27 protein-coding genes and 1 pseudogene are annotated in these 25,371 nt (G+C 58.1%); 17 read left to right on the plus strand and 11 right to left on the minus strand.

Translation table 11 applies throughout. The features are described from left to right. The first annotated feature begins 11 nt into the window (after positions 1-11). Both BA011_RS30775 and BA011_RS30780 read left to right on the plus strand, forming a co-directional pair. Positions 12-1,928: a mechanosensitive ion channel family protein gene (locus BA011_RS30775; RefSeq protein WP_065283742.1), complete on the plus strand. Its 1,917-nt coding sequence runs from the start codon at positions 12-14 to the stop codon at positions 1,926-1,928. Position 1,929: 1 nt separating this feature from the next. Continuing rightward, positions 1,930-2,331, plus strand: a complete 402-nt coding sequence (locus tag BA011_RS30780; RefSeq protein ID WP_065283632.1) for a hypothetical protein — start codon at positions 1,930-1,932, stop codon at positions 2,329-2,331. A gap of 81 nt (positions 2,332-2,412) precedes the next feature. Here BA011_RS30780 and BA011_RS30785 read toward each other — a convergent pair whose 3' ends face one another. Further along, positions 2,413-3,324, minus strand: a complete 912-nt coding sequence (locus BA011_RS30785) for a LysR family transcriptional regulator (protein ID WP_065283633.1) — start codon at positions 3,322-3,324, stop codon at positions 2,413-2,415. A gap of 242 nt (positions 3,325-3,566) precedes the next feature. Here BA011_RS30785 and BA011_RS30790 point away from each other — a divergent pair, with 242 nt between their 5' ends. The 4 genes from BA011_RS30790 to BA011_RS30805 all read left to right on the plus strand — a co-directional run bounded on the left by BA011_RS30790 (position 3,567) and on the right by BA011_RS30805 (position 7,204). After that, positions 3,567-4,232, plus strand: coding sequence for an ABC transporter permease (locus BA011_RS30790; RefSeq protein ID WP_065283634.1), 666 nt, complete (start codon positions 3,567-3,569; stop codon positions 4,230-4,232). 4 nt (positions 4,233-4,236) lie between these two features. Continuing rightward, positions 4,237-5,028, plus strand: a complete 792-nt coding sequence (locus tag BA011_RS30795; RefSeq protein WP_065283635.1) for an ABC transporter permease — start codon at positions 4,237-4,239, stop codon at positions 5,026-5,028. Between the two features lie 13 nt (positions 5,029-5,041). Next, positions 5,042-5,887 carry a transporter substrate-binding domain-containing protein gene (locus BA011_RS30800; protein WP_065283636.1) on the plus strand — a complete coding sequence of 282 codons (846 nt, stop codon included), beginning with the start codon at positions 5,042-5,044 and terminating at the stop codon, positions 5,885-5,887. An 81-nt stretch (positions 5,888-5,968) separates the two neighbouring features. After that, positions 5,969-7,204, plus strand: coding sequence for a CapA family protein (locus tag BA011_RS30805; protein ID WP_065283637.1), 1,236 nt, complete (start codon positions 5,969-5,971; stop codon positions 7,202-7,204). An 85-nt stretch (positions 7,205-7,289) separates the two neighbouring features. On the opposite strand, the gene BA011_RS30810 is transcribed toward BA011_RS30805, so the two are convergent. From BA011_RS30810 to BA011_RS30825, 4 genes are all read right to left on the minus strand, one after another. Beyond that, on the minus strand, positions 7,290-7,778 hold the full coding sequence (locus BA011_RS30810) for a helix-turn-helix domain-containing protein (RefSeq protein WP_065283638.1): 489 nt from the start codon (positions 7,776-7,778) through the stop codon (positions 7,290-7,292). A 377-nt stretch (positions 7,779-8,155) separates the two neighbouring features. Continuing rightward, on the minus strand, positions 8,156-9,562 hold the full coding sequence (locus BA011_RS30815; protein WP_065283639.1) for a hypothetical protein: 1,407 nt from the start codon (positions 9,560-9,562) through the stop codon (positions 8,156-8,158). A 2-nt stretch (positions 9,563-9,564) separates the two neighbouring features. Then, entirely contained in the window at positions 9,565-10,785 is a 1,221-nt protein-coding gene (locus tag BA011_RS30820; protein ID WP_065283640.1) for an MFS transporter, read from the minus strand. A 107-nt stretch (positions 10,786-10,892) separates the two neighbouring features. Beyond that, positions 10,893-11,744: a helix-turn-helix domain-containing protein gene (locus tag BA011_RS30825; RefSeq protein ID WP_237352780.1), complete on the minus strand. Its 852-nt coding sequence runs from the start codon at positions 11,742-11,744 to the stop codon at positions 10,893-10,895. A gap of 293 nt (positions 11,745-12,037) precedes the next feature. On the opposite strand from BA011_RS30825, the gene BA011_RS30830 reads away from it, so the two are divergent. Further along, a complete protein-coding gene (locus BA011_RS30830; RefSeq protein ID WP_065283641.1) occupies positions 12,038-13,051 on the plus strand; it encodes a class I SAM-dependent methyltransferase in 1,014 nt (337 codons plus the stop codon). 194 nt (positions 13,052-13,245) lie between these two features. Beyond that, a complete protein-coding gene (locus tag BA011_RS30835) occupies positions 13,246-13,779 on the plus strand; it encodes a hypothetical protein (RefSeq protein ID WP_151343669.1) in 534 nt (177 codons plus the stop codon). Positions 13,780-13,808: 29 nt separating this feature from the next. Here BA011_RS30835 and BA011_RS30840 read toward each other — a convergent pair whose 3' ends face one another. The 5 genes from BA011_RS30840 to BA011_RS30860 form a co-directional block, all read right to left on the minus strand. Beyond that, positions 13,809-15,683: a relaxase/mobilization nuclease domain-containing protein gene (locus tag BA011_RS30840; protein ID WP_237352781.1), complete on the minus strand. Its 1,875-nt coding sequence runs from the start codon at positions 15,681-15,683 to the stop codon at positions 13,809-13,811. A 112-nt stretch (positions 15,684-15,795) separates the two neighbouring features. Continuing rightward, positions 15,796-16,188, minus strand: a complete 393-nt coding sequence (locus BA011_RS30845) for a hypothetical protein (protein WP_065283644.1) — start codon at positions 16,186-16,188, stop codon at positions 15,796-15,798. A 3-nt stretch (positions 16,189-16,191) separates the two neighbouring features. Further along, a complete protein-coding gene (locus BA011_RS30850) occupies positions 16,192-16,593 on the minus strand; it encodes a hypothetical protein (RefSeq protein ID WP_065283744.1) in 402 nt (133 codons plus the stop codon). A gap of 5 nt (positions 16,594-16,598) precedes the next feature. Beyond that, complete coding sequence (locus BA011_RS30855) at positions 16,599-17,348, minus strand: ParA family protein (protein ID WP_065283645.1); 750 nt, start codon at positions 17,346-17,348, stop codon at positions 16,599-16,601. A gap of 112 nt (positions 17,349-17,460) precedes the next feature. Continuing rightward, a complete protein-coding gene (locus BA011_RS30860) occupies positions 17,461-17,859 on the minus strand; it encodes a hypothetical protein (protein WP_065283646.1) in 399 nt (132 codons plus the stop codon). A gap of 128 nt (positions 17,860-17,987) precedes the next feature. Here BA011_RS30860 and BA011_RS30865 point away from each other — a divergent pair, with 128 nt between their 5' ends. From BA011_RS30865 to BA011_RS30890, 6 genes are read left to right on the plus strand one after another with little or no spacing between them, the layout of a single operon-like run. Then, positions 17,988-18,668: a nuclease gene (locus BA011_RS30865; protein WP_065283647.1), complete on the plus strand. Its 681-nt coding sequence runs from the start codon at positions 17,988-17,990 to the stop codon at positions 18,666-18,668. A 17-nt stretch (positions 18,669-18,685) separates the two neighbouring features. Then, positions 18,686-19,318: a thermonuclease family protein gene (locus tag BA011_RS30870; protein ID WP_065283745.1), complete on the plus strand. Its 633-nt coding sequence runs from the start codon at positions 18,686-18,688 to the stop codon at positions 19,316-19,318. Beyond that, positions 19,315-19,911: a thermonuclease family protein gene (locus BA011_RS30875; protein ID WP_065283648.1), complete on the plus strand. Its 597-nt coding sequence runs from the start codon at positions 19,315-19,317 to the stop codon at positions 19,909-19,911. Before BA011_RS30870 ends, BA011_RS30875 begins: the two co-directional genes overlap by 4 nt. A gap of 25 nt (positions 19,912-19,936) precedes the next feature. Next, positions 19,937-20,245, plus strand: coding sequence for a hypothetical protein (locus tag BA011_RS30880; RefSeq protein ID WP_065283649.1), 309 nt, complete (start codon positions 19,937-19,939; stop codon positions 20,243-20,245). 7 nt (positions 20,246-20,252) lie between these two features. Then, positions 20,253-20,624 carry a hypothetical protein gene (locus tag BA011_RS30885; protein ID WP_065283650.1) on the plus strand — a complete coding sequence of 124 codons (372 nt, stop codon included), beginning with the start codon at positions 20,253-20,255 and terminating at the stop codon, positions 20,622-20,624. Positions 20,625-20,643: 19 nt separating this feature from the next. Continuing rightward, entirely contained in the window at positions 20,644-21,189 is a 546-nt protein-coding gene (locus tag BA011_RS30890) for a hypothetical protein (protein WP_065283651.1), read from the plus strand. Between the two features lie 31 nt (positions 21,190-21,220). On the opposite strand, the gene BA011_RS30895 is transcribed toward BA011_RS30890, so the two are convergent. After that, positions 21,221-21,562 (minus strand): helix-turn-helix domain-containing protein, encoded by a 342-nt coding sequence (locus BA011_RS30895; protein ID WP_065283652.1) that lies wholly within the window; start codon positions 21,560-21,562, stop codon positions 21,221-21,223. Between the two features lie 389 nt (positions 21,563-21,951). Here BA011_RS30895 and BA011_RS30900 point away from each other — a divergent pair, with 389 nt between their 5' ends. From BA011_RS30900 to BA011_RS30910, 3 genes and pseudogenes are all read left to right on the plus strand, one after another. Continuing rightward, a complete protein-coding gene (locus BA011_RS30900) occupies positions 21,952-22,245 on the plus strand; it encodes a hypothetical protein (RefSeq protein WP_065283653.1) in 294 nt (97 codons plus the stop codon). A gap of 11 nt (positions 22,246-22,256) precedes the next feature. Further along, on the plus strand, positions 22,257-23,645 hold the full coding sequence (locus BA011_RS30905; RefSeq protein WP_065283654.1) for a hypothetical protein: 1,389 nt from the start codon (positions 22,257-22,259) through the stop codon (positions 23,643-23,645). A 429-nt stretch (positions 23,646-24,074) separates the two neighbouring features. Further along, positions 24,075-25,273, plus strand: a pseudogene (locus BA011_RS30910) (MHYT domain-containing protein). Positions 25,274-25,371: the final 98 nt, after the last annotated feature.

The raw sequence follows: 25,371 nt of genomic DNA on the forward strand, positions 1-25,371 counted from the left end.
AAGACATGCGCATGAAATGGATCGGCGGACTCCTCCTGTTCGTGTTGATGTCTGTCGTCGCCATTGCCCAGGAAGTGCCGCGGCCGCAGAAGGTCGACGACCTCGTGCGGCTATTGCAGGATCCCGAGGTTCGGGCATGGCTGGAGAAAGCGCCCGGCCCGACGCTCGCGGCTGCCCAGCAAGCGGACGCCGGGCTAGCCACATGGGAGGCTGCCACCCGGCGCCGGATCGATGGCGTCGTTCAGGCAATACCAAGGATTCCCGCCGAGGTGATGGCCGCCGCTGTTCGCACGCGAGAAGATGCGCTGTCCCATGGTCGGCTGCCTGTCTTCGTCGCATTTCTTGGGCTGACGGCGGTCGGACTTTTCGCCGAACGTCTTTTTGCGCGATCAAGACGGCGCTCGGAAGGGCTGCAGGAGCGCCTGCTGGCAATCGGCGTCTTTGCGGTGGCGATGGCCGCCGTCTACTTCGCCTTCGATTGGCCCGCACTCCCACGCATCGTGCTCCTCGTCTCGCTGCTGGCTCTCTCGGCATATCGGGCGATCTCGGCGCTGCTCGACACGGCCGCGCTGACAGTTCCCGTTCGCAGGCGGACGAAGATCTTCGCGGGTGCCGCGATCGTCGGAGTCGCAGCGGCAAGCCTCGGCCGGCCTTTGTCGGTCGACCCCTCGGTGACGGCGGCGATCTCGTTCTGCTTCTCGATCGTTCTTCTCGCCTTGGCCGTCGAGGGCGTCGTCTCCTCGTCCGAGAGGCCCTTTCGGATGCGCATCGCGCTCTGCCTTGCCTTCGTGATCATCTGGGCGCTCTGGTGCGTCGGTCTCCGCGGCCTGTTCTGGCTGGGCGTCTACGCGATGGCGCTGCCCTCGGCGCTTCGGTTCGCCGGTCAGACGGCAGCCGACACCATTCCCTCGGAACCCAACAGCACCAAGCGAGTCCTGCTTGTCCGCGGCAGCCGGGCCGTCGTTGTGGCCGGCGCCGTCGCATGGGTGGCGATCGTGTGGAGGGTCGATCCCAACTCGCTTGTTCACAGCGATCCTGCCGTGGCCTCGGTGGCCTACGGACTTCTGAAGAGCGTCGTCGTCCTGCTGCTCGCCGACCTCGCATGGCATCTGGCGAAGTCGTGGATCGACCGGCGCCTCTCGGTACAGGCCGAAGCTGGAAACGATCCGTCACAGGCTGCCCGGCGGGGGCGGCTTCGCACCCTGCTGCCGATCTTCCGGAACGTGCTGGCGGTCATGGTGGCGGTTATCGCCGGGCTGATCGTGCTCGCGGAGCTCGGTGTCGAGATCGGGCCGCTGATCGCGGGTGCGGGCATCTTCGGGGTGGCGCTGGGCTTCGGATCGCAAACGCTGGTGAAGGACGTCATCAGCGGGGTCTTCTATATGCTCGACGACGCGTTCCGTGTCGGCGAATACATCCAGGCGAAGAGTTACAAAGGGACCGTCGAGGGATTCAGCCTCCGGTCGGTGCGGCTGCGTCATCACCGCGGCCCGGTGTTCACCGTTCCGTTCGGCGAGCTCGGCGCCGTCGAGAACATGAGCCGCGACTGGGTCATCGACAAATTCCGGGTCAATGTCAGCTACGATACCGACATAGAGAAGGCGCGCAAGCTCGCGAAGAAGATCGGCGCCGAGCTGCAGGCCGATCCGGAACTCGGGCCGATGTTTATCCAGCCGCTGAAGATGAAGGGTGTCGAGGAGTTCGGCGATTACGGCATCGTTCTCAGCTTTGCGATGACGACAGTGCCCGGAATGCAAACCTATATCCGGCGCAAGGCCTACGCGAAAATTCGCGAGGCTTTCCAGGCGAACGGCATCGAGTTTGCGACGCCGTCGGTGCAGGTCGGTGGCGACGACAGGGACGGCGCTGCCGCTGCTGCGGCCGCGATCCGCACGCAGCAGGCCAAGGTGGTGGCGGCGGAGGGGTAGAATGGCCAGCGACGACGATCGCCTGCGGATCATGCATGGCGGGCCGTTCTACGAGCTGATGACCCGGCTTGGCATGCGCAAGCGCGGGTGGCGGGCATTCGTCTTCGCAGGCCTGTGCTGGACGATCCCCGTGCTGCTTCTGCTGGCAACCCGCGGCGGTCACGGGGCCGGCCTCTTCCTTCACGACTGGGGAGCGTGGGCAAAGTTCCTGATCGCGCCCGTCCTGCTGACGCTGGCGGAGAAGCCCATCGGCTTCGCCCTCGACGAGTGCGTTTCCATGCTCTTTCGGATTCCGCTCGTGTCGCCGCAGTCCATGCCAGACACCCGGAAGGCGCTGCGTGACGCAGGCGCTCTTGGTCAATTCTGGTGCGTGAATCCGGATATATTGTCTACAAATCAATAACTTACAGCCGCGATGGCCGGATCTACCGGCGTTACCTCAACATGCCGTAACCTTACTGACCTGCCGCTCGATCGAGGTCGTTTAAGCAGCCTGATCTGCCGCTGCTGCGGCTAGCTCTTCCACGGCAAATCTAACACTATCACTCAGCTTTCGACCTTTTTGCCAGACAACGACGTAGTGATATACCGCTCCGGGCTGAAATGGCCGAAATTCGACGCCGAAGTCAGCATATTCCTTCGCAATAATCTCATTCGTAATCGAGACGCCGATCCCTGCCATGACGTAGCCAATGTCGTGGCCATTGGCGTCATATTCAACCGCGATCTCGGGCGCCGCTCCCATATATCGAAGGGCATTGACGCTCATTTGGTGAGACGCAAACTGTGGGTCGATGTCGATGATAGGCTCACCGGCAAGATCTTCGGCAGTGACGACTCGCTGTGCCGCAAATCGATGATCTCTCGGAAAGAGACACACGTTGGTGGCCGAGCCGATCGGCATCCAATCAAGGATGCGTTCATCAATAGGCAATCTGGAGATGCCAAGATCCGAGCGCCCGTTTAACACATGATCTGCAATCTGCTGATAAGTGCCTGTTTTCACCTGAACAGCGTAGGAGCGGCTTTTCTCCCGGATCCTTTTGACGACCCGCGGCAATGTTGCAAATGAGAAAGCACTTGGCGCCGCGATGCCGATCAGACGCGTATCGTTGCTCCGCAGGAAGTCGATTGACGGTCCGATTCGATCAAGCCCGGCAAAAGCCGCATCGATGGTTCGCAGAAATTCCCACGCCTTGGCGGTCGGGATCAGTCTGTTGTTTTCCCGGCGGAAGAGCGCGAAGCCGATCGCCTCCTCCAATTGTTTGATGTTTTGACTGACGGCCGGCTGCGTTATTCGCAACACCTGTGCTGCCAGCCTTTCCGAGCCCGCGCGCATGACCTCCCGCAAGATTTGAAGCTGGCGAATCTTCACTCCGGAGCCAGTGATATCCATGGCCAAAGATCCCTTGGCGTAAGCAAGGGACGTAGGTCATAAGCCCTGCTTATCGAAACTTCTTGCATCTTATAAATTGACGGCGGCAAGTCAAAGTATATTTTTGGATAAATGTCGCGTAAACCATTGGTTGAACAAGTATATATTGTCTCACTTTGGTTAAACCTCGCGTATTTTTCAGACTTGTCGCAACTCAATTTGCAATGAACTGGCGTTTTTCGCGCATCTCAGGAGGAATACAATTGTACGGCTTCCTAGACCAATTTATCTTGGGCTTGAAGAACACGCTTTTCGTCTTCTTCTTGAGCTGCGCGCTTGGGACCATATTAGGACTGCTTATCGCAATTCTTCGCAACTCACGCCGAAAGCCCATCTCAGCGTCCATGCAGGCTTACACGGGCGTCATCCGAGGTGTTCCGGAACTTCTCATCATCCTTCTCATGTATTTCGGTGGGACCGCCCTCTTGAGCGCGGTTGTTGGCCGCTACATCGAGATCAATGCATTCGCGGCCGGTGTCACGGCATTGACAGTTGTGTTCAGTGGATACGCGGCGGAGATTTTTCGTGGAGCGATCAACGCGGTTGCGCCGGGCCAACGAGAGGCCGCGATGGCGCTCGGGCTTTCGCGCTGGCAGGTGTGGCTTCTGATCATCATTCCCCAGATGATCCCGATCGCTTTGCCAGCCTTCTGCAACCTTTGTATCTCCTTGATAAAGGATACATCTCTGATCTCCGTCGTCGGGCTGACGGACGTCATGCGCGTGGCCTATATAGGGGCAGGCTCGTTGCGCGCTCCCCTTCCCTTCTATCTCGCAGCGTCTGCGATCTATCTAACCCTCACAACCCTCTCCCTGCTTTCGTTCCGGCTGATCGAAAGTCGGTACTCGCTCCCCCTGGTAAAAGGTTGAAGCGATGAATACCGCTATCGTACTGGAAGCGCTTCTCACCCTTCCCCGCGGCCTCATTCTCACGCTGGCTCTGACAATCGCGTCGCTTGCCGCAGGCTTTGCGGTCTCAATCCCGCTCGCCTTCCTGCGGGCATCGTCCAATCCGTGGGCTTCCGCACCGGTGCTGGCGTATACCTACGCCTTCCGCGGCACGCCGCTGCTGGTACAGCTTTTCCTGATTTATTACGGGATCGGCCAGCTGTCCCTCGTCCGCCAGAGCTTTCTCTGGTCGGTGATGCGAGAACCGTTCTGGTGCGCATTTATTGCCTTCACCTTGAACAGCACCGCTCATACCACGGAAGTCCTGCGCGGCGGAATCCAGGCGGTCCCGCGTGGACAGGTGGAAGCGGCAAAAGCGTTGGGGTTATCCGGCTTCCATACGGCGCGCTTGATCGTGTTCCCGCTGACGATCCGCATCGCTCTTCCGGCCTATGTAAACGAAGTGATCGGAATGCTGAAAGCAAGTTCCCTTGCCAGCACCATCACGCTCCTTGAGATAACCGGTCTCTCGCGCCAGCTGGTGTCCGAGACATTTGCGCCATACGAGGTCTTTATTGTCGCGGGAGCTCTCTACCTGCTGCTTACCGTCCTGATCACGCAAGCGTTCCAAATCCTGGAGACGCACTGGACGCGAGCGAGCACGTCCACCGCCGACGCGACCAGTATGTCGAAGCGGGCGCCAAAGCCGTCACTCGCCCCACGAGAACTCGACGCCGAACTCCATCACCGAACCGCCCCCAGTCAAACTCAACAATGAAAGGACTAGCGTCGTGAAACGAACAATCCTGCTTGCCCTATGTGCTCTCGTCTTCTGCGCCAACAACTTGGGAGCAGTGGACAGGAAGACGTTGACGATCGCCTCTGAAGGTGCTTCGCCGCCCTGGAACGCAATCAATTCGGAAGGCGCCCTGGCCGGCTTTGACATTGACGTTGGCCGCGATCTCTGCCGGCGCATCAATGTCGAGTGCACTTTCGTGCCTCAGGACTGGGACGGAATCATACCGGCGCTCACCGTTGGAAAGTTCGACGCCATCATGTCCGGCATGGCGATAACCGAAAAACGAAAGAAATCGATCGCCTTCACTCAACCCTATGCCGGAGGCTTCAACCAGCTTGTTGTACGCAAGGATCTGAATCTTCCGCACACCGACACATCAGCTAAGCTCAATCTTACGACCATCGACGCTGAAAAGCAGGCAGTCCTCGATCAGCTAAGGGCGGCGCTCACCGGCAAAACCTTGGGCGTACTGCGATCATCGAATTCGGAAGCGGTACTCAATGAATTGTTCGGCAAAGTAGCGACGATCAGAAGCTACGACTCTCAGGACAATATGCATCTCGATCTCGTGGCTGAGCGCATCGACGGCGGTCTTGCCGACTATTTCACCTGGAAGGCATTTCTCGATAGCAAGGATGGCGGGATCGCGATGCTGTACGGCCCACAGCTCTCCGGAGGTCTGTGGGGACCCGGCGTCGGCGTCGGGCTACGGCAAGACGATCGCGAGCTGATCGCCGCGTTTGACAGTGCCATTGATGCCGCCATGCGAGACGGAACGTTGAAGCGGCTGAGCGAACAATGGTTCGAAATCGACGTTTCGCCACAAGTCTCGAACTAGAGGCCTGCTCCGCGACACGCTTTCTCCCCGAATTCACGGTGCGTGTGTAATCGACAATCTCTAGAACCAAAGGCAGACTTTATGTCCGCACCCTTCTCCATTGTTGTTACCGGCCAATCCCTCATTCGCCATGATCTCAGAGCGGTAAGCGACCCGCGGCTCACTGAAATCGCCCAGATTTTGAAGGCCAGCGATGTTGCCTTTACCAATCTCGAAACGACTATCCACGGTCGTCATGGTGGCTGGCCGCTCAAGGGCTCCTATTTCGGCGCCGCGGCGCCGGGGGTCTTGCCAGCTTTGAAGGAGTTGGGCTTCAATAGCCTGGCTTTGGCAAACAACCATGCTTTTGATCTTGGCCCGCCGGGCATCCTTTCAACGATGGAGGAAGTTGCTGCACAAAACTTTCTTCATGCCGGCATTGGCGTCGACAGGCATCACGCCGCCAAGGCTCAGAGAAAGATATTCGGGACCAGAAGCGTCGCCCTGATTGCAATGGATGCTGGCCCGGGGCCGTCCTTCATGTATGCCGAGGATGCGAGCGACGGCCGGATGGCAAGACCCGGCGTCAACAGGCTGAACGTCTCTAGGGTATTCGACTTGGAGGTAGACGCATTCAACATGCTTCGCTCCATTCAGGAACGGTTTCTAAGTTCGGCGCTGGAGCGCGCAAATTATGCGCAGCCGGAGGATCCGCCTGATCTAAACGGCCAAGACGAAATTGACTTCTATGGAACGGTGTTTCGCAGATCCAATGATACCGTTCGCCGCATCGTAGTGGATAGGCACAGCGCCTCGGCTCAGCTTTCTGCTATCGCGGAAGAAGCAGCCCGTGACGCATTCGTCATCGTCTACCTGCATCATCATCATTGGGAGCCCAGTTGGCAGCAAGTCCCGTCCTGGGTCCGGGAGTTCGCGCATGATTGCGTGAACGCGGGCGCGGGGCTGTTTGTGAGCCATGGCGCTCCTGTCCTTCAAGCAATTGAGATATATCGAAATACGCCGATTTTCTACGGCCTTGGGAACTTCCTCTTTCATACCGAAAAGGAGGAGCGCGAATGGAGCCCACCGGAGGTGTGGAAGAGCGTAATTGCAACCTGCAATTTCGGATCGGGCGGACGGTTGGAAGATATTAGCTTACGCCCGATTGTGATCGGTGGAACTGAGGCATTGTCGAATTCTGCAGGAGACCGCCTCCCCTTCCCTGTGCTCGTCGATGGCAGGATGGCGGCAGACATTCTTGAAGATCTTGCCGACCGCAGTGCCGGCTTTAACACTGTGCTGTCTCTGGAGAATGGCATCGGCCGGATCGCTCTATAGATGCGAACCGAAACGCGCGGTGGGGCCGGTTCTGGTCAAGTTTCAACAACTGGCGGGTCTGCGGCCGCCAATTTTCGTTGCTTTCCTAGCGATCGACGTCCGCCTGTTCTTCCATCTCTTCGTCGACAATCGAGCTGATGAGTGCAACCACACGACTGCGCACACGCGGCGGCAGCAACCGAATGTCCTCAATCAGTCGACGTCCTTCCGCGGTGGAAATATAAGCAATCCTCTCGTCGATCTCGGTTGTGAGTTGCTGGTCCTGAGAAGCTTCGGGATCTGGAAGGCCTTCAAAAAACTTTGAAACAGGTATCCTCAGGCAATTGGCAAGCTCATAGAGCATCGAGGCGCTGACGCGGTTCTTGCCGCTTTCATATTTCTGAACCTGCTGCAAACTGACGCCGATGCCGGCGCCCAGATCGCCGAGCGATACATTCGACTGCATCCGGCGAATACGGATCTGCTGCCCAACATGCAAGTCGACCGGATGCACCGACCCGCGTCCAATATTCGACTGCGCGGCTTTTGCTCGCCTCGACGATCGGATTTGGGCAGCTGCTATATGGCGATTCATGTCGACACCCCGTGTGGAGAGTTTCATGCGGTGCGCCCCCGCTGAAAACTCGCTCAACCCACTGATCGGGGAGTTGGAAACCGTACACGACGGTCCTGTGGCCTTTAGTTCCGAGGAACCTGGACATACGCCACAGGCTCCTCGACCTAAGGTCAAGGAGTGTGATGCCGTTACGGCCGGCACCAACCGCGTGTAGGGGTTTCCACACCCCAGGGCAGCGCGTACTGCCTCGCCAAAAAAGATAGTTGAATTTGGCCCGGCGCGCAATCGAATTCGTTACAAGATTCAATGGCTTCACCCCAAGAGCGCGCGTTCGTTCTCAGAGCGGAAAACTCGAATTCGCCGGTGAAGTCATGAAAAAAGCTATTGGAGTGCGATCACGGAAATGGCCATTGCAGGCAATGTCTGCTCACCCTCCCGGAGGAATATGCCGCCATCAGTTCTGCCCATAGGGGATCCTGCGTGAAGCTAGATAGAGGTCCGGAGGCGTCGACGATGCTCTTCTGCCCAAATCGATCGAGAAGTGTTGAAATGCCACCCTGGCCAAGTGCATTCAGTATTGAAAACGGTTCGTGTGGCGAGGAAATGACCCGGTGACCCCATGCGCCCGGCCGTTCGTCCTCTGATAGCGCGTTGAGCAGCTGGGCGTCATGAGCGTTGCTCCTCAAAGCTTCGGAGAACGCCCAGCGCATCAAAGGATAATAGATCGCATGTCGACTTCCACCCAAAGCGCGCACGCCAGGCAGGATCGATGTCACGATAAACATCAGCAGAAGGTTCGGCACAATCCGGCCAGTCTTGAGGGCCTCAAAAAGACTTGCCGGTGAAAATTCAACGCGGATATCATCCGCCCCCTTCGAGCGGAGAACGGCACCCTCGAGACAAAGCGGAAAAAGCCGCCCTTCGACGCAGCCCCAAAAGAAGTGCGTCGAGTTCTTCAGCCAACCCCGCCAAGCCGTATCGGCGAGCTGATCGATGCATAGAAGGAGCCGCCCGGCAAATGCACTGTCTTCGATCAGCCGGGTTCGCAGCCAAGACTGGTCGTCGGAAAGATGGTCTGCGACCAGATCGGCCACATCGCTGTCGTCAAGCTGAAGAAAGTCGATCCGGCTGTCGAAATAGCACTTCCAAAGGCAAAGATTTGCGGCCTTGATCGCTTCCGCCGCGGACGGAAATTCGCCTGTTGGCAAAATTTCGCGAAGGCGGGAAATTGCTTCCACGTCAGGTCCGGGTCTGTCAACATTTTGAAGTTGGAAGCTATAGCAGCTGTTTCTACCAAGAATGCTGTAGGGGATCATCTTACTACGCGACAGGCCAAAAACATTGATCGCATCGCCGTCAATTTGAAGCCAGGCTGGACCCTTGCGGCCCCGTTCGACGAACTTCACCGTCGTGCAAGCATACGAGATATAGCAAGTCCTGCCATGAGCGCAGAGTCCCATCAGGGAGAACAAATGGGTATAGAATGCGTCCGGCTCGATCAACAGGTGGAGGTGGGGACCGGTCTGCAGCACAGGTGCGGCTTCCATTTCCCTTTGAAACCTCAATACCGCTTCAGCCGAAAAATCTTGACGCTGCGCAACGGTTCCGACCCACGACCGCAATTGCGACATGGCCTGGCTTCGCGCGGCGCACTCGGATTGGTCAGAGTCAACGGAAAAAACCGCTTTGGCGTAATCGTTCAGCGGTGCCTGCCCAAACTGACGGACCCACGGGAATAGCTCAAAAATGAGAGCCAAGACCTCTCCTTTGGATACTAATTCCGTGTTGATTGATGTCTCCATCCTCAGACAAGCCGGCTTTCCAGCGGCTCTCCCCCATCCATTCTGAAATAAAGGAAGAGTGCGACGGCGACCATCAACGTCCCGAACAACCCGAAAATCTGCGAGGGTAGAAACGCGTCTCCGATGACGGCAATGATGCCATACGCCACGAGCCCAATTGCAACACAGATGGTGTGGATTTGGCTTCGTACCCGCCCTAGCAAGCCGATCGGAACAGTCGATTGAACCCGTACATCGATAAGAACCCGCGCCATATTGTAGCTCAGACCCAGGACCATCATTTGAACGAGTGCGACCGGAAAGCTTTGGAGAACTAAGAAAACGGAAAGAATGATGCCAGCGAGCGCCAAATGGACAAGGACGGTCCCACGCCGCGGAAGCGCGCTTCCGGAAAGAAACATTGCACAGCCCGCAATCGAGCCCAAGGCCCAACCGGCCTCGATGTATCCGAACTGCAGCGCTGACCCCTCGAGTTCATGGATCACGTATGCGGAGCCGAGTACGCTGACCAGCATGCCCATTGCATAGATCAACGCGTATATGACGGCGACAATCTTCAGCGGGTGCAGGGTGAAGGTCGTCGGCCAGAGATCGAGCCGACGTATGCTGGCTCTCTTCGAGCCGCGCTGAGAAAAAGAAAGCGGCTGTTGGCCGAGCATAGCCAGCAGCCCCAACAGCGACAGGCTGAAAAACGCGCCTGGCAGGAGAGGCGTTAGATCTCTCTCGATGACGGTGAGGGTGAACCCGGTCACGATCGCGGCGATCAAATTGCCCGCCTGCATTGCGATATAGGAGACCGAATTGAATGAACTAAGATTTTCGGGGCGCTCGATAGATGGGATTATAGCCTGCAGCGCTGTCGAATAAGTTCTGTCGATGATCGCAAAGACGGTCCACGATAAGTAGAGAACAATGAGCGGGTCGCCGAACAAGAAGGCAAGTCCGGTCGACAACATCAGGACCAACCTGGACAGATCGCAACTGATACAGACGAGACGGCGGTCAAATCGGTCGACCAGCGCACCGCCGACATTGCTCGTCAGCAATTCGGCGGCACTGCCGAGCGCCAGAAGGACGGCAAGAGCGCTCGCGCTGTTGCTGACATCGGTGGCGATCCAAGCCGCCATCACGAAGTAGGCATTGCGGCCAGCTGCGGAAGCCACAACGCAGAACAGATAGATGCCGCGAGCGGCATACCGCCGAATCAGGCCGCCAACCAACATGCCCACTTCATCCACACTCCCTCCTGGCAGGTTCGTGATGACACGCTATTCCTCGCGATCGTCGGCGGCTTCCATGAATTTGATATTTTTTCTCGTTCAGAACCGGCCTATCCCCTCCACAGCGCCCGATATTCGGCGGGTGAAAACCCGGTCTCGCGGCGAAACCTGGTCGAGAGGTGACTACCGCTGGAGTAGCCACAGGCGATCGCCACCTCTGTCACGGTCATCGTCGTCGCGCGGAGAAGGTCGCTCGCGCGTTCGAGGCGGCGCTGGTTATAAAAACCATACGGCGCCGAGCCTTGCGACTGCTTGAAAGCGCGCGAAAAATGCTCGTAGGTCACCCCCGCTTCTTGAGCGAGTGCGCGCACGCTCGGAGGTCGATCGATATGGGTGTCGATCCGCTCGATTACCCTCTTGAGAACCGCGGGAGATAGCCCTCCTCGAGACACCCTGCCGGATGTGCGGGAGCGGCGTTGCAGAAGTCCAAAAATGGCCGCTAGATGCCCTTCAACGATCAAATCCCTTATGGAATCGTCGTGTGAAAGTTCGCCCGCAATTTGTCGCGCCAGGCATTGGATCGGCAGATCTCTAAAACCGAGTTCTGGACGCAAGGTGCCGATGCCGGTCAGCCTCGTAGACAGGTTGGCGAAAAACTCGCGCGCTACCGTTATCATAAGATAGCAGCCCTCGGCATCCCCTTCGTCCCAACCACTCCAACGACAGCCAGGCGGAATGTAAACGAGCGACCCGTCTGAACGCGGAGTGAACTCAACTTTGCGCCCATCGAGGTAGTTTTCCCCGGATTTCGCGGCACCGCGGATGTTGAGGAAGAGCAGATGCTCATTCGCGACAACGTCGATAACCTGCCGTCCCAGGCCGCGCCGGCGAACAACATCGGCGCGGGCATTACTCCAAAGGCCTTGCTTGTGAAGGATGATCTCCCCTTCTGACTTCTTCATTCTTTCAGGTTGTATTGCTGGAACGATCCCCACTCGGATTGCTGCTCCCTTAAAAGATCGGCGTAGCAGCAATCGTATTCTCACCCGAAGTTGCTTACCAAACTTCTTTTAACCTGAGGTCGAATTTTATGTCAATTTCGTGAAAACCGATCAAAATCGTGGATGCGAAAACCTGATGATCCCGCTCATCTTACCGCCGAGCATCATCGCATAACGATCCAATGTGCACGATGCCCGATTCCTCCTGGAGGACGGGAAACCGCGATGGTGCGAGAGAAAGGCAGGTCTTTCGCATGCATGAATTTGACGACTTCATAGAGGAGTGCGACCGTGCACCTCGCCTCAACGAGCTTTCGGAATTTTTTTCGACAACCGCATCCGGTCAGGCCGGAATGCCTATCCGTCCTCCTCAGCTCGAACGCCGCTTCTTTCCGTTGGACTTGACGTCTAAGCGCTTTTCAGCTCTTCATCCGCTGCGCCAAGGCCCGTTCGATAAGCACTACCTCAGCAGCATCCCCTACCGCTTCGAAGAGGAGTGCCGAATGGGCAGTGCGATCCTCAGATATGCGCGCGCCAGAAAGGGGAAGCTGAATCTCTACACGTTAGGTACAGCCGAAGGGACGATGGCCCGTTTGATTGGCGAACTCGGCAAAGGCAGGGTCGAAACCCTATCGTGCAGCCCAAACATCGAGAACCTAAGAAGCTTCTATGCCTATGGGGTTCCTCCCCATGCGATGTTTTTCCACGGACCATTTCATCATCTGACATCTGAAAAGATCCGAGAAGACGGCGAGCTTCGCAAGTTTGGCGGCGGCTTCGATATCATTGTCGAGGACACCACCTTCCAGATGTATTCGCCAAATCGCTTCGACCAAATTCGTTTTGTATCGCAGCATCTCAAAGCCAACGGTCTGTTCATATTCGTCGAGAAGTTCAAGCACGAAGACGACGAGGAATATCGGCGGCGGGAACGGCAGAAGGACCATGGTTTCAAGGCACGGTTTTTCAGCGCGCCCGATATTCGCGCGAAGGAAGAGACGGTTCTGACGCAAATGGATCGAAACGAAGTCAGCCTTCCGGAGATGAGCGAGACACTGCGCCGGTTTTTCGAACACTCGTTCGTCACCTGGAACAGCGGGAATTTTTACACGCTCGTCTCCAGCAACAGTCCAGAAAATCTCGACCTCTTCCTATCGAAGCTGCACCCGGCCGCCATACCGGCAGAATACGTTTATGATGACCTTCCTTATCGGCTTTACCCGGAATCGGAGGCAAGACGGCTGTCGGGGCGATCTTGGACTCTGTAGTGATCGCTCTCAGACGCGATCCAATCGACTGCTGTACGACCTTGAGAGGCAAAGCTACTTTTAGCTTTGATTGCCAACTTATGAATACTAATGGGCACGTCCATTGCATATTTCGGAAAATCGGCTCCACGAGCTTTGTGATGTTCGAGAGAGATTGCCTCCTCCTGAGACGAATCCATCCCTCGAGGGATCTTATGCTGGGGGATATCAACGACGACTTCGTTGAAACGTTAAAACAGTTGCGAGAACGCAGGGTCCGCTTTGGGTTCATCTCGGATCAAAGGGGAATGGATGCCGGCTCCCATGGGAAATCCGAGTTTGTGGCTCTGACGAGGGTGCTCGACGAGCTGCTGAGCGTTCGAGGGGCTTTGCCCGATTTCTGGATAGCATCGGGCGAGCTCCCGCAACGCCGCGGAACCGAATTTCAATATCGCAATGATCAGGAGCAGGCGCCTAGCGTCGACTTGATCTTGCGAGCGATGAATTGGTACGGCGCTGACAAGGACAAGGCCGTTATCGTCGGACGCTCCGAAGCAGCTATTCTCGCCGCAAGCAACGCGAATGTCGCGAGCATTAAATATTCTCGCAGGAGAAGCAATCGAACCTGTACGATCGCCGTGGGAGCGAAAATCCACGAATGTGTTTCTCCATGTGAAGTCTCGGATCTTCGGGAGCTTGGCGCTGCAATCGAACAGAGATTGCGGTTGGGTCGTCGCTGGACAGCCTAAGTGCCGGGGCAAGCTAACGACCGGATGGCTCAGCGGGTGCGGTCCCTGTCTTTTTCCTGAGGCGGGCGAAGCTTGATCGATTTTGGTATGTCGCGACCCCGCTGCTGGGGTTTCGGGCGCTCCCGATTCGAACGATCCGTTTCGGGACCGTCATGCTCGGCATTGGAGCGGCCGATGCGCAATGCGTCAAGAGAGCGGTTGTTCGAACTCTTGTTGATCACCCCCTGCTCCGCAACATGATCGCGACCGGCAACCGACTTGGTTTCCAGGCTGTCCGAACTGCGCTTATCCCTGCCAGACTCCGTTCGGTCTCGGTTCTTGGCAACGCGTGAATCGAGCTGCAGCCCGACGACCTTGCCGATGATCTTGGTTGCCTGCTCGAAGATCAGCCGATCAGACGGATTGGCAATCTTGGCGGCAACGCTGAGCGCGGTGTTCGCCAGCGTTTCCTTGGCTGCCTTGGCCTGGGTGGCAGTGATGGGGGTGGACCGTAGCATGTGCTCTTTGCCTTTCTCTCGTGTGGGATCACGGCCTTCGCGGACCGCTGTTTCAAGCCTTCCGTATTCGCGTCGAAGCCCGATGGACAGATCCTGGCTGAGTTCTCGCGCGGTGCTCGGTGCACCGCGGTCCTTCGCAATTCCTTCCAGCATCCGAATGACGTGCCCGACGGAATGCCGGCTCTGTTCGAGCCGCGTCTTGGCCTCCTCACGCTTCGGCGCCGTCGGAGTGTCGCGGAGCTTGGACATTACCTTTTCGCCGACGTTTGATGGTGCCATTGCTCCCATCCGGTGAAACATCTCCCATTCCCATCGTTTGACCGGCGGCGGCCCCGCCCGTTCGATGCGCTTCTGCCGATCAATCGGAATGCCGCGCTCACGTGCCTTGTCGGCGAAACGAATCCGCCATTCGCTGAAGTCGCGGATATTTGGGTTGAGCATCTTTCCGCTCGCGTTGCGCAGCGCAACGAGGACATGCAGGTGCGGATGCTTTCCGAGGTCGTTGCGATTATGGACGGCATAGGCATAGCGGTGGCCTGCAAACTGTTCCCTCAGAAAATCGCGTCCTGCGAGAATGAACCGGTCGCGATCGACATTGGCCGGTCCCGATAGCAACAGGTGCATAAAATCCCGCGGCTGGCGGGTCTGCATCAGAGCGCCGACGACGTTGCCCTCGGCCGTCAGTTCCTTATGGTCCTTGGTGGTGACTTCGCGCCGTTCCCCACCAAGCTCGTAACGGCCGCTCTTGCCAGGCCGGTCTCTAAGGTGAGTTTTCGTCGACAGCGTTACCTCCGCGCCGGCCCGTTGCATGGCATGCAGGGTGGCTGTCAGGCCTTTTGGTCCAGAGGAGAATTCGGCCGGGTAGCGCGAAACTGGAGTGATCCCGGCGCCGCGCAAAGCCCTGTCCAGCCGCTCGTCGATCGCATGGACATTATCGATTTCCGCGAGGATACGGTTGGCGCTGCTTCGATCCGACCTGTCCTTCTTCTCATGGGCAATCACCAATGCAAAATGGAGACGGGTTCCACCCTTCACACCCTCGCTGAGGCTGAAGGCATAGGTTCGATTGGTGTCGCCCGGCCGACGAAACCCATCGTCCGCTAGCGAACCGACAGCGCGCGCGATGTCTTTGCGGTCGCCCTTTTCAAGCTCGTAAGTCAGACGGAGAACGTCCTGGCTACCTTTCCGGTTGCTAAACTCCCTCTCCCAGGACCGGACGGCGGCACTGAGATCGGTGACCTCGCGACCGTCCTGGTCGCGCGCTCTCTCTTCCTTGCTTTGATAGGCGAGGACGTTGCGGGCCGAACTCGCGCCGGCACCATAAGACAAGACCTTGACGACGACCGCATTGTTGCCGGCCGCGCGGCTTAACGCCGAGGCAGCGCCCGGATGTTTGATTGAGGGCAAGCCAGATTTCGTAAAGGTCGGCCGCTTCGCTGATCCGCCGCCACCGCCCCCGCGCCGCCGCAACTCGTCTTCGATAAGATCGAAGTAGCTCGGCAGCCGACGACCTTCCGGTCTAGACGCGGAGCGACTTCTGGACAGGTCGTTCATCGTGGTTCCTGATCAGGTCGGCGATAAAGGTGGAGGGCCGGATAAAGGCAGCGTCGCGGATGGCATCAAGAGCGCGCATGACTTCTTCGAGCTGATGCGCGATCGCTTTGGTACTTTCGGCATGCACACTCTCCTCAGAGAGGAACTCCTCGTTCCGAAAAGCAAGTTCGCGCAGAAACTGGTGCATGTTCGCCAGCTGCCGGTCGTGCTCCTCGAGCATCGCCGGAATGTGCATGATCTCCCTGGTGACAATGAGCTTGGCGACAATGTTGACGGAGACATCGAGCCTGCGGGCAAGGGCGTCGAGATTGCTTAAGATCTGAGCAGGCAGCCGGAACATGATGGCCGGGTCGCGCATCGACTACAGCCCCCTCGCCTTCAGAGCCTCGACAATCAGCCGGTGCGTCGCCGATGAAAGCTGCTCGTGGCGCTCCAACGAAACCCGGAAAATCTTCGTCAGCACGTCGTCATCGAGATATAGCGAGATGCGCTTCCGTTTCGTGGTGTCCCCTGCCGCTGTGGTTCCCTTGGCGGCCAATCGCCCACGTCGTCGATTGTTGTCGGGAGTGTGGACGTCCGGTGACCTGACGTCGGGCGTGACGCTCTCACTCTGCTCTTCAAGAGCCTCATCGGGCATCAGCGTTTCAAGGTCGATATTAGTCGGCATATAGGAGGTGGCGGTCTCTACCACGTCCTTCGCCTGATCCTCTCTCGAGCGGGCAAGGGCTAGAATGTTGCCGGTTGGTGTTCTTTCGCCTGCCATCGCGTTCAAGCTGCCTCCGCCTGCAGAAGACTGATAAACTCGTTGTTGATCTTCTTCACGAGATCGATCGCATCGAGCACACTCTCGGAGGCCCGACGCTTGGCTGATGGCGTCAGCGACGGGTTGTTCTCGATGGTGGCAAGTTTGGAATAGAGCGAACCGAAGCCGGCTCCGACATCGCTGAAATGGTTGCTCTTGCGGATAACCGTCTCCACCAGGGGAATCCTGCCGCTCGTAAGGATCGCATGGACTTCCGGAAGCGACCGATTGTGTTTGAGAGCGATCATGTCGACGTAATTCCAGATCGCCGCGTAAGGGATCGGTCCTTGGGGCCGTTTTTTGGATATCTCCTTCAAAATGGTCGCGACCTTGATCGCTGACGTGGCGGCGGTCGGTTCCGGAATAATCGGGATGAGGACGGCGTCGCACTCCTGATAGACCTCGATTGCGCGTTGATGGACGTAGCCGCCAACGTCATAGATGCGAATATCCGCCTCGGGCGCGTCAGCCATGCGGTCCCGAAACCGATCCCCGGGAGCCACTCGCAGATGCAGCAACGTGCCGTCGGTCGGAAGCAGGCCGCGCTTCATGGAGACATTGAACCAGCGCGTCGACGACTCCTGCTCGTCGCAATCGATGAGCAGGGTTCTGTGTCCCTGTTGCGCAAACTCCGCTGCGAGATTGACATTCAAGGTCGATTTGCCCGCACCTCCTTTGAACGTCGAGATAGCAAGCGAAAGTGGTTTGACTGCCATGGATCCTCTCACCCCTTCGGCTCAAAAGTTACTGTCACGGCGGGAAGCTCAGGCATTGGACAGACGGACGACAAGTGCGTTCCAAGATCCCCAAAACCTAACCGCATGCCCTTCAGGCCCGAAGTCTGGACCGTAGCGCGTCCTGCCGTCGCCTGGCGACCAGGTCATCATTCAACCCGGTGATCTCGCGCTCACGAGCCGCATCCGCCACGGGATCCCTCGCGGGCCAAAATCGCAGGATGGCCGAGAAAAGAAGCGTGAAGAAAGCAATTGTGGCAGCTTTGAACAAGGAAGACCGAGTATAAAGATCGGCCGCCCATTGCCATAACGCCTTCGTCCATTCGGGCGGCAGAAAGGCATACGAAAATACCAGCGAAATACCGTATGCAACGAAGAACGCGACGAGAAAGCAGCCGGCCGATGCGACCAATAAGTTCGCGATCAACATCAGGAACCATGCCATCCGGAACGGGAAGACAACCACCCTGAACGCCTTTCTTGCCGCCGACATTACCCTTCTCCATCTGCACGTTTCCGGTGTTCAACAACACATACTGCAATCCTCGAGCATTTTCCAGACTTGCACTGCAGTATAATTTCGTGCATGCTCGAAATAGTCAACTTGCGACGGATGCGAGCATGAACAATGGCGCATGGCGGTTCGACCGCCTCCTCTTTTGCAGCCTTCTCAATGCCCTGATCGCCCTGCCCTTTGCCGCGCGGGCCGACACGGCTGCGGACTTTGTCAGCTATTATCAAAACGCCTATGCTGAGGGCCGTGACCTGATCCCCGGACCGCAAATTCCGCTGGACACGTCATCGATTGCGTCCCGACTTGATCTGCAAAGCGTTAGCCCAAAGGCCGCGCTGAGCGGCAGCGCGTTTCTCAGCGCCGACGGTGCCGTCATTAAACTGGCTGGCGTCCAGGGCTGCCTCTCAACCGAGCCAATGGAATTTGCCGGAATGCCGACGACCTGTGCCATGATTTCGCTTGCGGGCATGACTGCAACGCTCGATGAGGCAAAGGCAGGCGCTGGCGACGCATTTCCTTGCCACGTTTTCGCGCAAAACCCAGGCAGACCAGCGGTGCGTTTTGCTGAATGCTTTTTCGTCGAGAATGGCGCGGTTCGATCGCTCTCCGAGGCGCTCATCCGCAAAGGCTTCGTGTTCGCTGCCCGTGACCGCGCCGGCCGACCCGTCTTCCCGGAATATTTGCAAGCCGAGGAAGTCGCACGCGGTGAACAAATCGGCATCTGGGCAAGCGATCAGTTCGCGCATCCCAATGGGGAACGCACCCCGGTCAATTCGACGACCAATTGATGCGGATCGGGCTTCTCATGTTCATTTCGACGATCACAGCTTCCGGCGTCGATGCTGCCACGACGATCATGCCGATGCTCCCCCACGGCGATGTCATGCCCGAATCGCATTTCTCGGCCCCGGTCGTTCCTGTCCAGGCATCGCAAACGGACCTTCCCCCGGCCGCTGACGCCGGTGGCGCCCAACCCGAATTCGTTCCGTTCCCCACGCAGGCGCAGTTCGAAACCGGCGACACCTGGATCTCCGGTGGTCGACGCTATCGGCTCTATGGCCTGCAGGCCTGTCTTCGAGGCACCAATGTCACCGTCTCCGCCGGTGTTATCAGGGACTGTGGAGAGCTCGATCTGATCATGGCGCAGGCGTTGATCCGAGACACGAGGCCCGTCTGCGCGACCATCAAAAATCTCGACCAGAACAACGCGGTCGTCGCATGCCAAACGACGACAGGCCGGCATCGGTACGACTTGGCAACCTATATGATTGCCCAAGGTTGGGGATTTGCAGCCGTCGACAGCGCGGGGCAACTGATCGTTCCAGGTTACCGGGTCGCGGAGGAAAGTGCACGTTCGGCGCGCGCAGGACTTTGGGCCTATTCGGACCTGCCGCATCCGGTCTCAATTCTCCAACAACAGGCGGGAGCACAGCGATGAAAGTTGTGGCTGGCTCGATGTTATGGCTCGCAATGGCCCCGACGGCATTGTTTGCGCAAAGTCATCCATCCGATGTGCCGCGTCAGATCTACGGCAAGGTGCAGGTCGTTGATGCGACCACGTTTGAATTCGTCAAGAGCCGACAGATCGTCCGCCTGGCTGGGTATGAAGCCCCTCGCCTTGAGCAGACCGTAACGAGCGATGGCGTGGAGTGGCCCGCCGGTCAGGTCTCACGCGCGTGGATGATCCTCCGGACACTTGGCCAAAACGTCAACTGCGCGCCGGTTGACCGCGATACCAACGAAGTGCTGATTGCCCATTGCTTTGTCGGCGAGACGAATCTGGCAGCGACGGCAATTGCCGAAGGTATCGGCTATGCCTTCAATTACCGCAACGAACCCCAGGTCCCTGCCTATTTCGACATTGAGCGGAAAGCCAGGGGGCTAGGATATGGCGTCTGGTCGTCACCGGACCTGCTTCCTCCTTGGCTTTATACCGCATCGAAGGCGACCGCAGAGAAGCAGGACGGCCAGTCACCAGAAGCCGACACAGGCCTGCCTCTGCCGTTGCCTGTTACCCAAACGGCGCGCTGAACACAAAGAGGTGCAAGGAGTTTGAATGAATCGTATCTTTGGTTCCCTTAGTATTGCAGCGTTCCTGCTCGTCGTCGCTCCGGTCGCGAGCGGCGCGCAAGATGGCGCCACGCCTAATCCGACCGAACAGCGCGATCCGAACTTTTGCGGTGCCGGAGGCGCCGGCTGCGATCCGGCCGACGTGCAGCAATGGAAAGCGATCGGCAACAGGCTTGCCGATCTGTCATCGGCAGACCTTAGCCAATACGCCTACGCCTGCGCCAAACACGCGGACTGGAGACAAGATTGCGAGACCGATCCGGTTGCAGTCCTCAAGCGACTGGGCATCGAGTGAGTTTCCGATGGCTAAGCATCCCGATACCGCGGTAGTTGCTGCCGCCATCGCCCTCCTTACTGGAACAGCGGGAGGATACGCGGTCAATGAGCTGGCGCGACCTGGTCATATCGCCGAGCTGGAACAAGAGATCGCTCGCCTGAAGGAGGCGGCGCAACAATCATCGCCGGTCGACGCTCCCAACAACGAAGAGGCAAGCGCTGCGATCGCGAAGTCGGGCCGGTCGATAAGGATTTCGGAGTGCAGGCCTCGCGCGGCAATACCCGGCGTCACCTGTACTGGCATCATCACAACAACGTCAGGCTCCTTTGCCGGCTCGGCGCAGCCGGGCGTGCTTTCCTTTGCGAGGATCGACGGCACCTGGGCGCAAATCCAATAGTCGATATCGGAGGCGAACTATGAGACCGTTCCTGATTATGGTCGCGGCATTGACAGGGACAGCCCTTGGCTTCCCGGCCAGCGGCGCAAAAGCCGACGACGCCTCCTGGGGATGTCAGGTTCTGTTGTGTGCGGCATCGCAAAATCCGTCCTGGCACGGTGTTCCCTACTGTGTTCCACCTATGACAAAGCTCATCGCCGCAATGAAGCAACCGGGTTTTTCTTGGCCGATTTGCCATGAGGCCAAGGCCGGCAAGCCAGGACGAGAGAACTACGAGGATTGCCCCGCCGGAACGACCGTCGGCTATAGCCCGCAGGGCGATAATGGCTGGCGAGGCGAGCCCGACCAGTGCATCAAAACAGTCGATGTCTGCCGATCACCGATCGATCGCAATGCCAATATGAGGCAGTCAGGTATGACGATAGGGCGCAGTTTCGGCAACGGCCGCGATGGTTGTATCCAGCAAGTTGCCACGCCGCGGCCGCGGCGAGCCGATCCGTATTTCTTCGACATCCCGAATGACCAGGGCGTGAAGGAAAGGTTCTGGTTTAACCTCAATCACTAGCCCAGGCCGATCGTGCACTGTGACAGGAAAATCAGGACGTGGTCTCGGGAGCTTTTTTCTTCCCTCGGCGCGCTTTCAAAGCTTCTATCCGAGAGAGATCCTCTTCGGTGACCCTGAGCAAATCCTCGATAATGACATTCCACTCGCGCTGCATCTTGTCGAGGGTCGACAGCTTGACGTCACGCATGGCGCGGGTCACTTGCGACATATAGGCTTCCGATACACCGAGTTGCTCGGCCAGATCCTTGTTCGACAAGCCCCTCTCGGTCTTCAATCGCCGCAGGCCAATGGCGAGCCTTTCTTGAAACGACAGCGCCTTCAATATCGAAACGTCCGCTGGGTTGCCGGACTGATCGTCTTTCACACGAGACATGCAACGCCTTCCTTGGCGGAAGATGTGCTTAATGCGGCTCGAGCAAACGTATCATCCCGGCGACAGAGGGTGCTGCCGCAGCTGCTGGTCCGGGACTTGTTCGAAATTCTACTGCGCATCCAATGCCTGACGCCGGCTAGAGACCATTATGACGAAGCGTAAACCCTTTGTTGCCTATCTCTTGCATCCAAGCGTTCACGACTTCGTTACACGTCTTACACTGCGACGATCACGCCCTGCAAGAGGATGGCGGAGCCCGGTAGTTGGTGCCGTATTCAATCGGCACAAATCCTCATGGACAGGCCCTCCATAGATTTCGTCCCTTGCCGCAACTCACTCAGCACTTATACTGAAGTTATATTTTTGAGTTTGAATTCGAAGGAGGCTCGATGACGTCGCTCAAAAAGCGCGGCTACCGATTTGACTTGCGGCGGCTATCTTTGGCCACCCTGGTTCTCGGATGTGTTTTCCTCCTTGCCCACATCGCAATCCGAGACAGCCTCACGCTGGGCTACGCGATGATGATCCCGGTCTATGCGTTCCTTTCGGCTGTGCTCGAAGGTTCGCGCCTCGACAAAGGCGGCCGTTGGAACATCCAAGCTTGGGGAGAGACGATCCTCGCTATCGCCGGGGCGATGGCAGTGGGATATCTCGGATATCGGCTCTGGCTCCTCGGCTATTGAAGGGATCTGGCATGCGGATCGTCGTTCGCAACAGTTCAGCCCATCCACTTACCGACCTGTCCGGCCGAGAGACAACCGCGTTGCGTGCATGGTATGGCAACGCTGCATCCAACGAGGATGAGGCAATTGCGCTTTCGGTTATCAAGCGCGCTAAAGTGATGGACGGCTGGATTGAATGCGATTGCCTCGCGGCCGGCTTGCAGCCATTGCTCGCACCGATCCAGCAGGAGCGTACATTTACGCTGCGACGACTGACCTCGAAGGACGCGGATCCCGACCGGCATGAAGAGCGGCCAAACCATGCGCAGACGTGCCCGTTCCATGTAGACAAGGACGCCGCTCCCGCCCTTTTCGATCGTCGCTATCAGATCCGCCCGCTGCCAAAATCGGGGCGCAGCTACGTCGACGCCCTTCCGGCCATTCCCAACCGCCTTGCTGATATCTCGGACGATGATCCCACCCGATCGAGGGAACGAAACGACCGTCCTTCCAGACTTGGCGGCATCCTGTGGCGGATGCTGGACAGGGCGGGTACAAACGTCACACCCCCACTGCAGGACCATCCCGAACTTGCGCTGGGAGGTCAGCTATCGAGGATACGTTCCGCCGCGAGGGAGTTCAGGGTGCTGCGGACTTGGACACTGAACGCACTAATGTCGACATGGGCCGCGGATTATTGGGACCCGGCCAGCCGGTGGCAGCGTTTGCTCGTAACCTCCCGCCCGGACTGGCCGGAAAGTCTTCGGCGAACCGGCTTTATGTTGCTGTTTGCAAAAAGCGTATCGGCGCAGGCGATCATGCCGGCGTCGTCCTCGCGAACGATCGAGGTGCTCGGCAAGGTCCGCCAGCCATTGCGGGGCGATCCCGCGCTGAGGGGTCCGTTCCTGACTTTGCTGAACGTCGATTTTCAGGAGGATGACGAAGGACCGGTGCGAGCGGTCCAGGCCTACGCCCAGCCGGTCTATAACGGCGATACGCTCTTCCCGGTGGAATCGGGATTCGAAAGAGACGTTTCGCATCTGCTGTTCTGGCTACAGCAAGCTCTCTTCGACGCAGCGCCGGATCTTCGCATCAAGATCACCAAGCCGCTGTTCGCATTGGACACTCCGATTGGTCCGTGCAGGCCGGACTTCATATTGGAGGCGTCGTATCGAGGATCCCGGCCGGTGAACCTCATTATCGAAGCCTTTGGGATGGAGACCGAGGAATATCGGCAAGCGAAGGAAAAGACACTGCCTCGCATGAAGTATATCGGGCCGATCTTTGGCATTTTTCCCAAGGACCTCGCGGAGGCGCAGGCTGCAAATACCGCCAGGCGGCTACGAGACTGGGTGATCGATCAAGTTCGTCGGGCCGGAAACAACACATCGCCAACAGCCGACGACGACAGCCTGACCTGAAGATCATTGTGATCGCCATTTTCCATCACGTTTGGCCTTCACCGGACAGCGCTCAGCTCGACTCTCGCGGCATCGAGGAGCGCCTGTTGGATAATCACCAGTACCTCGGGTGGGCAAATTCCGACCATGCGCGACACGAAGTCGTCAGCCAGTCTGTGATCGTTGGCGCGAGCCTCCCCGGCGCCCACCCTCAAGATGTGCGGACACCGATTTGAGTGGAGGCGGCTATGTATGGCGACGTTGGTTCTCGCATGCGTATCCTTGAATGCCGCATTTAATTCAGAGACAGTTGCACCGGCGCCAGCCGCACCTGGGTTCGGTCGCTACAAGCCACCGTTGCTTATGTTACGCCGACAATTTGAACGTTGCAAATAAAGCGGATGACCTTAAAGTGATTCAAGGGAAGACGTCGCACCGTCAGGCGGGAGAATGTTTGCAGGGCACGACCCCCTCCTGGTCGCGCTTTCGGTGGTGATCGCCATCCTGGGGGATATACAGGATTCGGGCTTACGGCCCGTGTGCGGGGCACCGGTAGTGCCGACCGCAGGCTGTTGCTTGCCTGCGCGGCCTTCTTCCTTGCAGTCGGTGTCTGGACCATGCATTTCGTCGCCATGTTGGCAGCGCCAATCCCGCCGGATGCCACCTATCTTGTCCTGCCAACCGTCGTATCCTTTCTTATCTGTGCCCTTGTTATGGGGGTTTCGCTATTTTTCGTCTCCGTCGGCGAGCCTTCAAATGCGCGGGTGCTCCTCTCGGCATTGCTGCTCGGCTTGGGGATCGCATTGATGCACTATGTCGGCATCCATGGTCTTGCTGGCACCTTCCATATCGAGCATCAGCATGCATTAGTTGTGGCGTCCGTGGTGATCGCCGTGGGCGCGGCCTACGGCGGCCTGCGTATTTTTCTCGCCCGGCATGGCGGCATGCGGCTCGCGCTGAGTGCCACGGCATTCGGAGTGGCGGTCTCCGGCATGCATTTTACCGCCATGTACGGCATGCACTTCGTGCCGGGAAGCCCCGCCCACCACGCGACGACCGGACTGGCTGTCTCCCGCGAGGCTCTAGCCCTGATAGTATCGCCTTTGTGTTTTCTGATTATCTTCGGCTTTTTGCTGCTCCTACTACCCGAACCGTGGGCCCGCGCGCTGAATTCAGCGCCCGCCAGCCAGCCCGATACCATTGATGGCGAGGCGTCGCCGCTTGACCGGAACAGCTTGGATTCCGCCGACACTCAAGCAGAATTAACGCAGCGCCCGGGGGAGCGGCCCAGCATCGCCGTAATGACGCGGGTGCCTGTCGAGGGGCCCGACGGGACCCGTTTCGTCGAGGCCGCACGGATCCGCAGCGTGAGAGCAAACGCCCACTATACGCTGGTTCACGATGGCAACCGAGAACGGATGTGCCCATGGGCGATCTCGCAAGCCGAGGCCCGACTCGATCCTGCCATTTTCATGCGCGTCCACCGTAGCCACATCGTTTCCATTCCCCTCGTCTCATTGATCCGCAAGGAAGGCAATGGTGCTGTCGTAGAGGTAGACGGGGAGGTGCCGCATCTGGTTCCAGTGAGCCGCGTCAAAATTGCCGAACTGAGGGCACGCCTAGGGTTGGCTAAGCGCGACGACTCCTAGCTACGGCACAAAGCTTACGCAGTTCGTGATGGGTGGACCTCATTTCGTGCGATTCCCAGCGCTTCGTGCTCTGGTTATCATGGCCATCTTGCCAGCCT

Origin of the sequence: Rhizobium leguminosarum (genome assembly GCF_001679785.1) — a bacterium.
Classification (GTDB): domain Bacteria; phylum Pseudomonadota; class Alphaproteobacteria; order Rhizobiales; family Rhizobiaceae; genus Rhizobium; species Rhizobium leguminosarum_R.

What these genes read in the sequence shown, in the direction of transcription:
- BA011_RS30900 (WP_065283653.1), top strand. Translation starts at nt 21,952, where the DNA reads ATGACGTCGCTCAAAAAGCGCGGCTACCGATTTGACTTGCGGCGGCTA.
- BA011_RS30820 (WP_065283640.1), bottom strand. Translation starts at nt 10,785, where the DNA reads ATGTTGGTTGGCGGCCTGATTCGGCGGTATGCCGCTCGCGGCATCTAT.
- BA011_RS30885 (WP_065283650.1), top strand. Translation starts at nt 20,253, where the DNA reads ATGGCTAAGCATCCCGATACCGCGGTAGTTGCTGCCGCCATCGCCCTC.
- BA011_RS30815 (WP_065283639.1), bottom strand. Translation starts at nt 9,562, where the DNA reads ATGGAGACATCAATCAACACGGAATTAGTATCCAAAGGAGAGGTCTTG.
- BA011_RS30860 (WP_065283646.1), bottom strand. Translation starts at nt 17,859, where the DNA reads ATGTCGGCGGCAAGAAAGGCGTTCAGGGTGGTTGTCTTCCCGTTCCGG.
- BA011_RS30785 (WP_065283633.1), bottom strand. Translation starts at nt 3,324, where the DNA reads ATGGATATCACTGGCTCCGGAGTGAAGATTCGCCAGCTTCAAATCTTG.
- BA011_RS30825 (WP_237352780.1), bottom strand. Translation starts at nt 11,744, where the DNA reads ATGAAGAAGTCAGAAGGGGAGATCATCCTTCACAAGCAAGGCCTTTGG.
- BA011_RS30875 (WP_065283648.1), top strand. Translation starts at nt 19,315, where the DNA reads ATGAAAGTTGTGGCTGGCTCGATGTTATGGCTCGCAATGGCCCCGACG.
- BA011_RS30830 (WP_065283641.1), top strand. Translation starts at nt 12,038, where the DNA reads ATGCATGAATTTGACGACTTCATAGAGGAGTGCGACCGTGCACCTCGC.
- BA011_RS30775 (WP_065283742.1), top strand. Translation starts at nt 12, where the DNA reads ATGAAATGGATCGGCGGACTCCTCCTGTTCGTGTTGATGTCTGTCGTC.
- BA011_RS30855 (WP_065283645.1), bottom strand. Translation starts at nt 17,348, where the DNA reads ATGGCAGTCAAACCACTTTCGCTTGCTATCTCGACGTTCAAAGGAGGT.
- BA011_RS30870 (WP_065283745.1), top strand. Translation starts at nt 18,686, where the DNA reads ATGTTCATTTCGACGATCACAGCTTCCGGCGTCGATGCTGCCACGACG.
- BA011_RS30880 (WP_065283649.1), top strand. Translation starts at nt 19,937, where the DNA reads ATGAATCGTATCTTTGGTTCCCTTAGTATTGCAGCGTTCCTGCTCGTC.
- BA011_RS30890 (WP_065283651.1), top strand. Translation starts at nt 20,644, where the DNA reads ATGAGACCGTTCCTGATTATGGTCGCGGCATTGACAGGGACAGCCCTT.
- BA011_RS30835 (WP_151343669.1), top strand. Translation starts at nt 13,246, where the DNA reads ATGCTGGGGGATATCAACGACGACTTCGTTGAAACGTTAAAACAGTTG.
- BA011_RS30865 (WP_065283647.1), top strand. Translation starts at nt 17,988, where the DNA reads ATGAACAATGGCGCATGGCGGTTCGACCGCCTCCTCTTTTGCAGCCTT.
- BA011_RS30780 (WP_065283632.1), top strand. Translation starts at nt 1,930, where the DNA reads ATGGCCAGCGACGACGATCGCCTGCGGATCATGCATGGCGGGCCGTTC.
- BA011_RS30810 (WP_065283638.1), bottom strand. Translation starts at nt 7,778, where the DNA reads ATGAATCGCCATATAGCAGCTGCCCAAATCCGATCGTCGAGGCGAGCA.
- BA011_RS30895 (WP_065283652.1), bottom strand. Translation starts at nt 21,562, where the DNA reads ATGTCTCGTGTGAAAGACGATCAGTCCGGCAACCCAGCGGACGTTTCG.
- BA011_RS30795 (WP_065283635.1), top strand. Translation starts at nt 4,237, where the DNA reads ATGAATACCGCTATCGTACTGGAAGCGCTTCTCACCCTTCCCCGCGGC.
- BA011_RS30850 (WP_065283744.1), bottom strand. Translation starts at nt 16,593, where the DNA reads ATGGCAGGCGAAAGAACACCAACCGGCAACATTCTAGCCCTTGCCCGC.
- BA011_RS30905 (WP_065283654.1), top strand. Translation starts at nt 22,257, where the DNA reads ATGCGGATCGTCGTTCGCAACAGTTCAGCCCATCCACTTACCGACCTG.
- BA011_RS30805 (WP_065283637.1), top strand. Translation starts at nt 5,969, where the DNA reads ATGTCCGCACCCTTCTCCATTGTTGTTACCGGCCAATCCCTCATTCGC.
- BA011_RS30845 (WP_065283644.1), bottom strand. Translation starts at nt 16,188, where the DNA reads ATGCGCGACCCGGCCATCATGTTCCGGCTGCCTGCTCAGATCTTAAGC.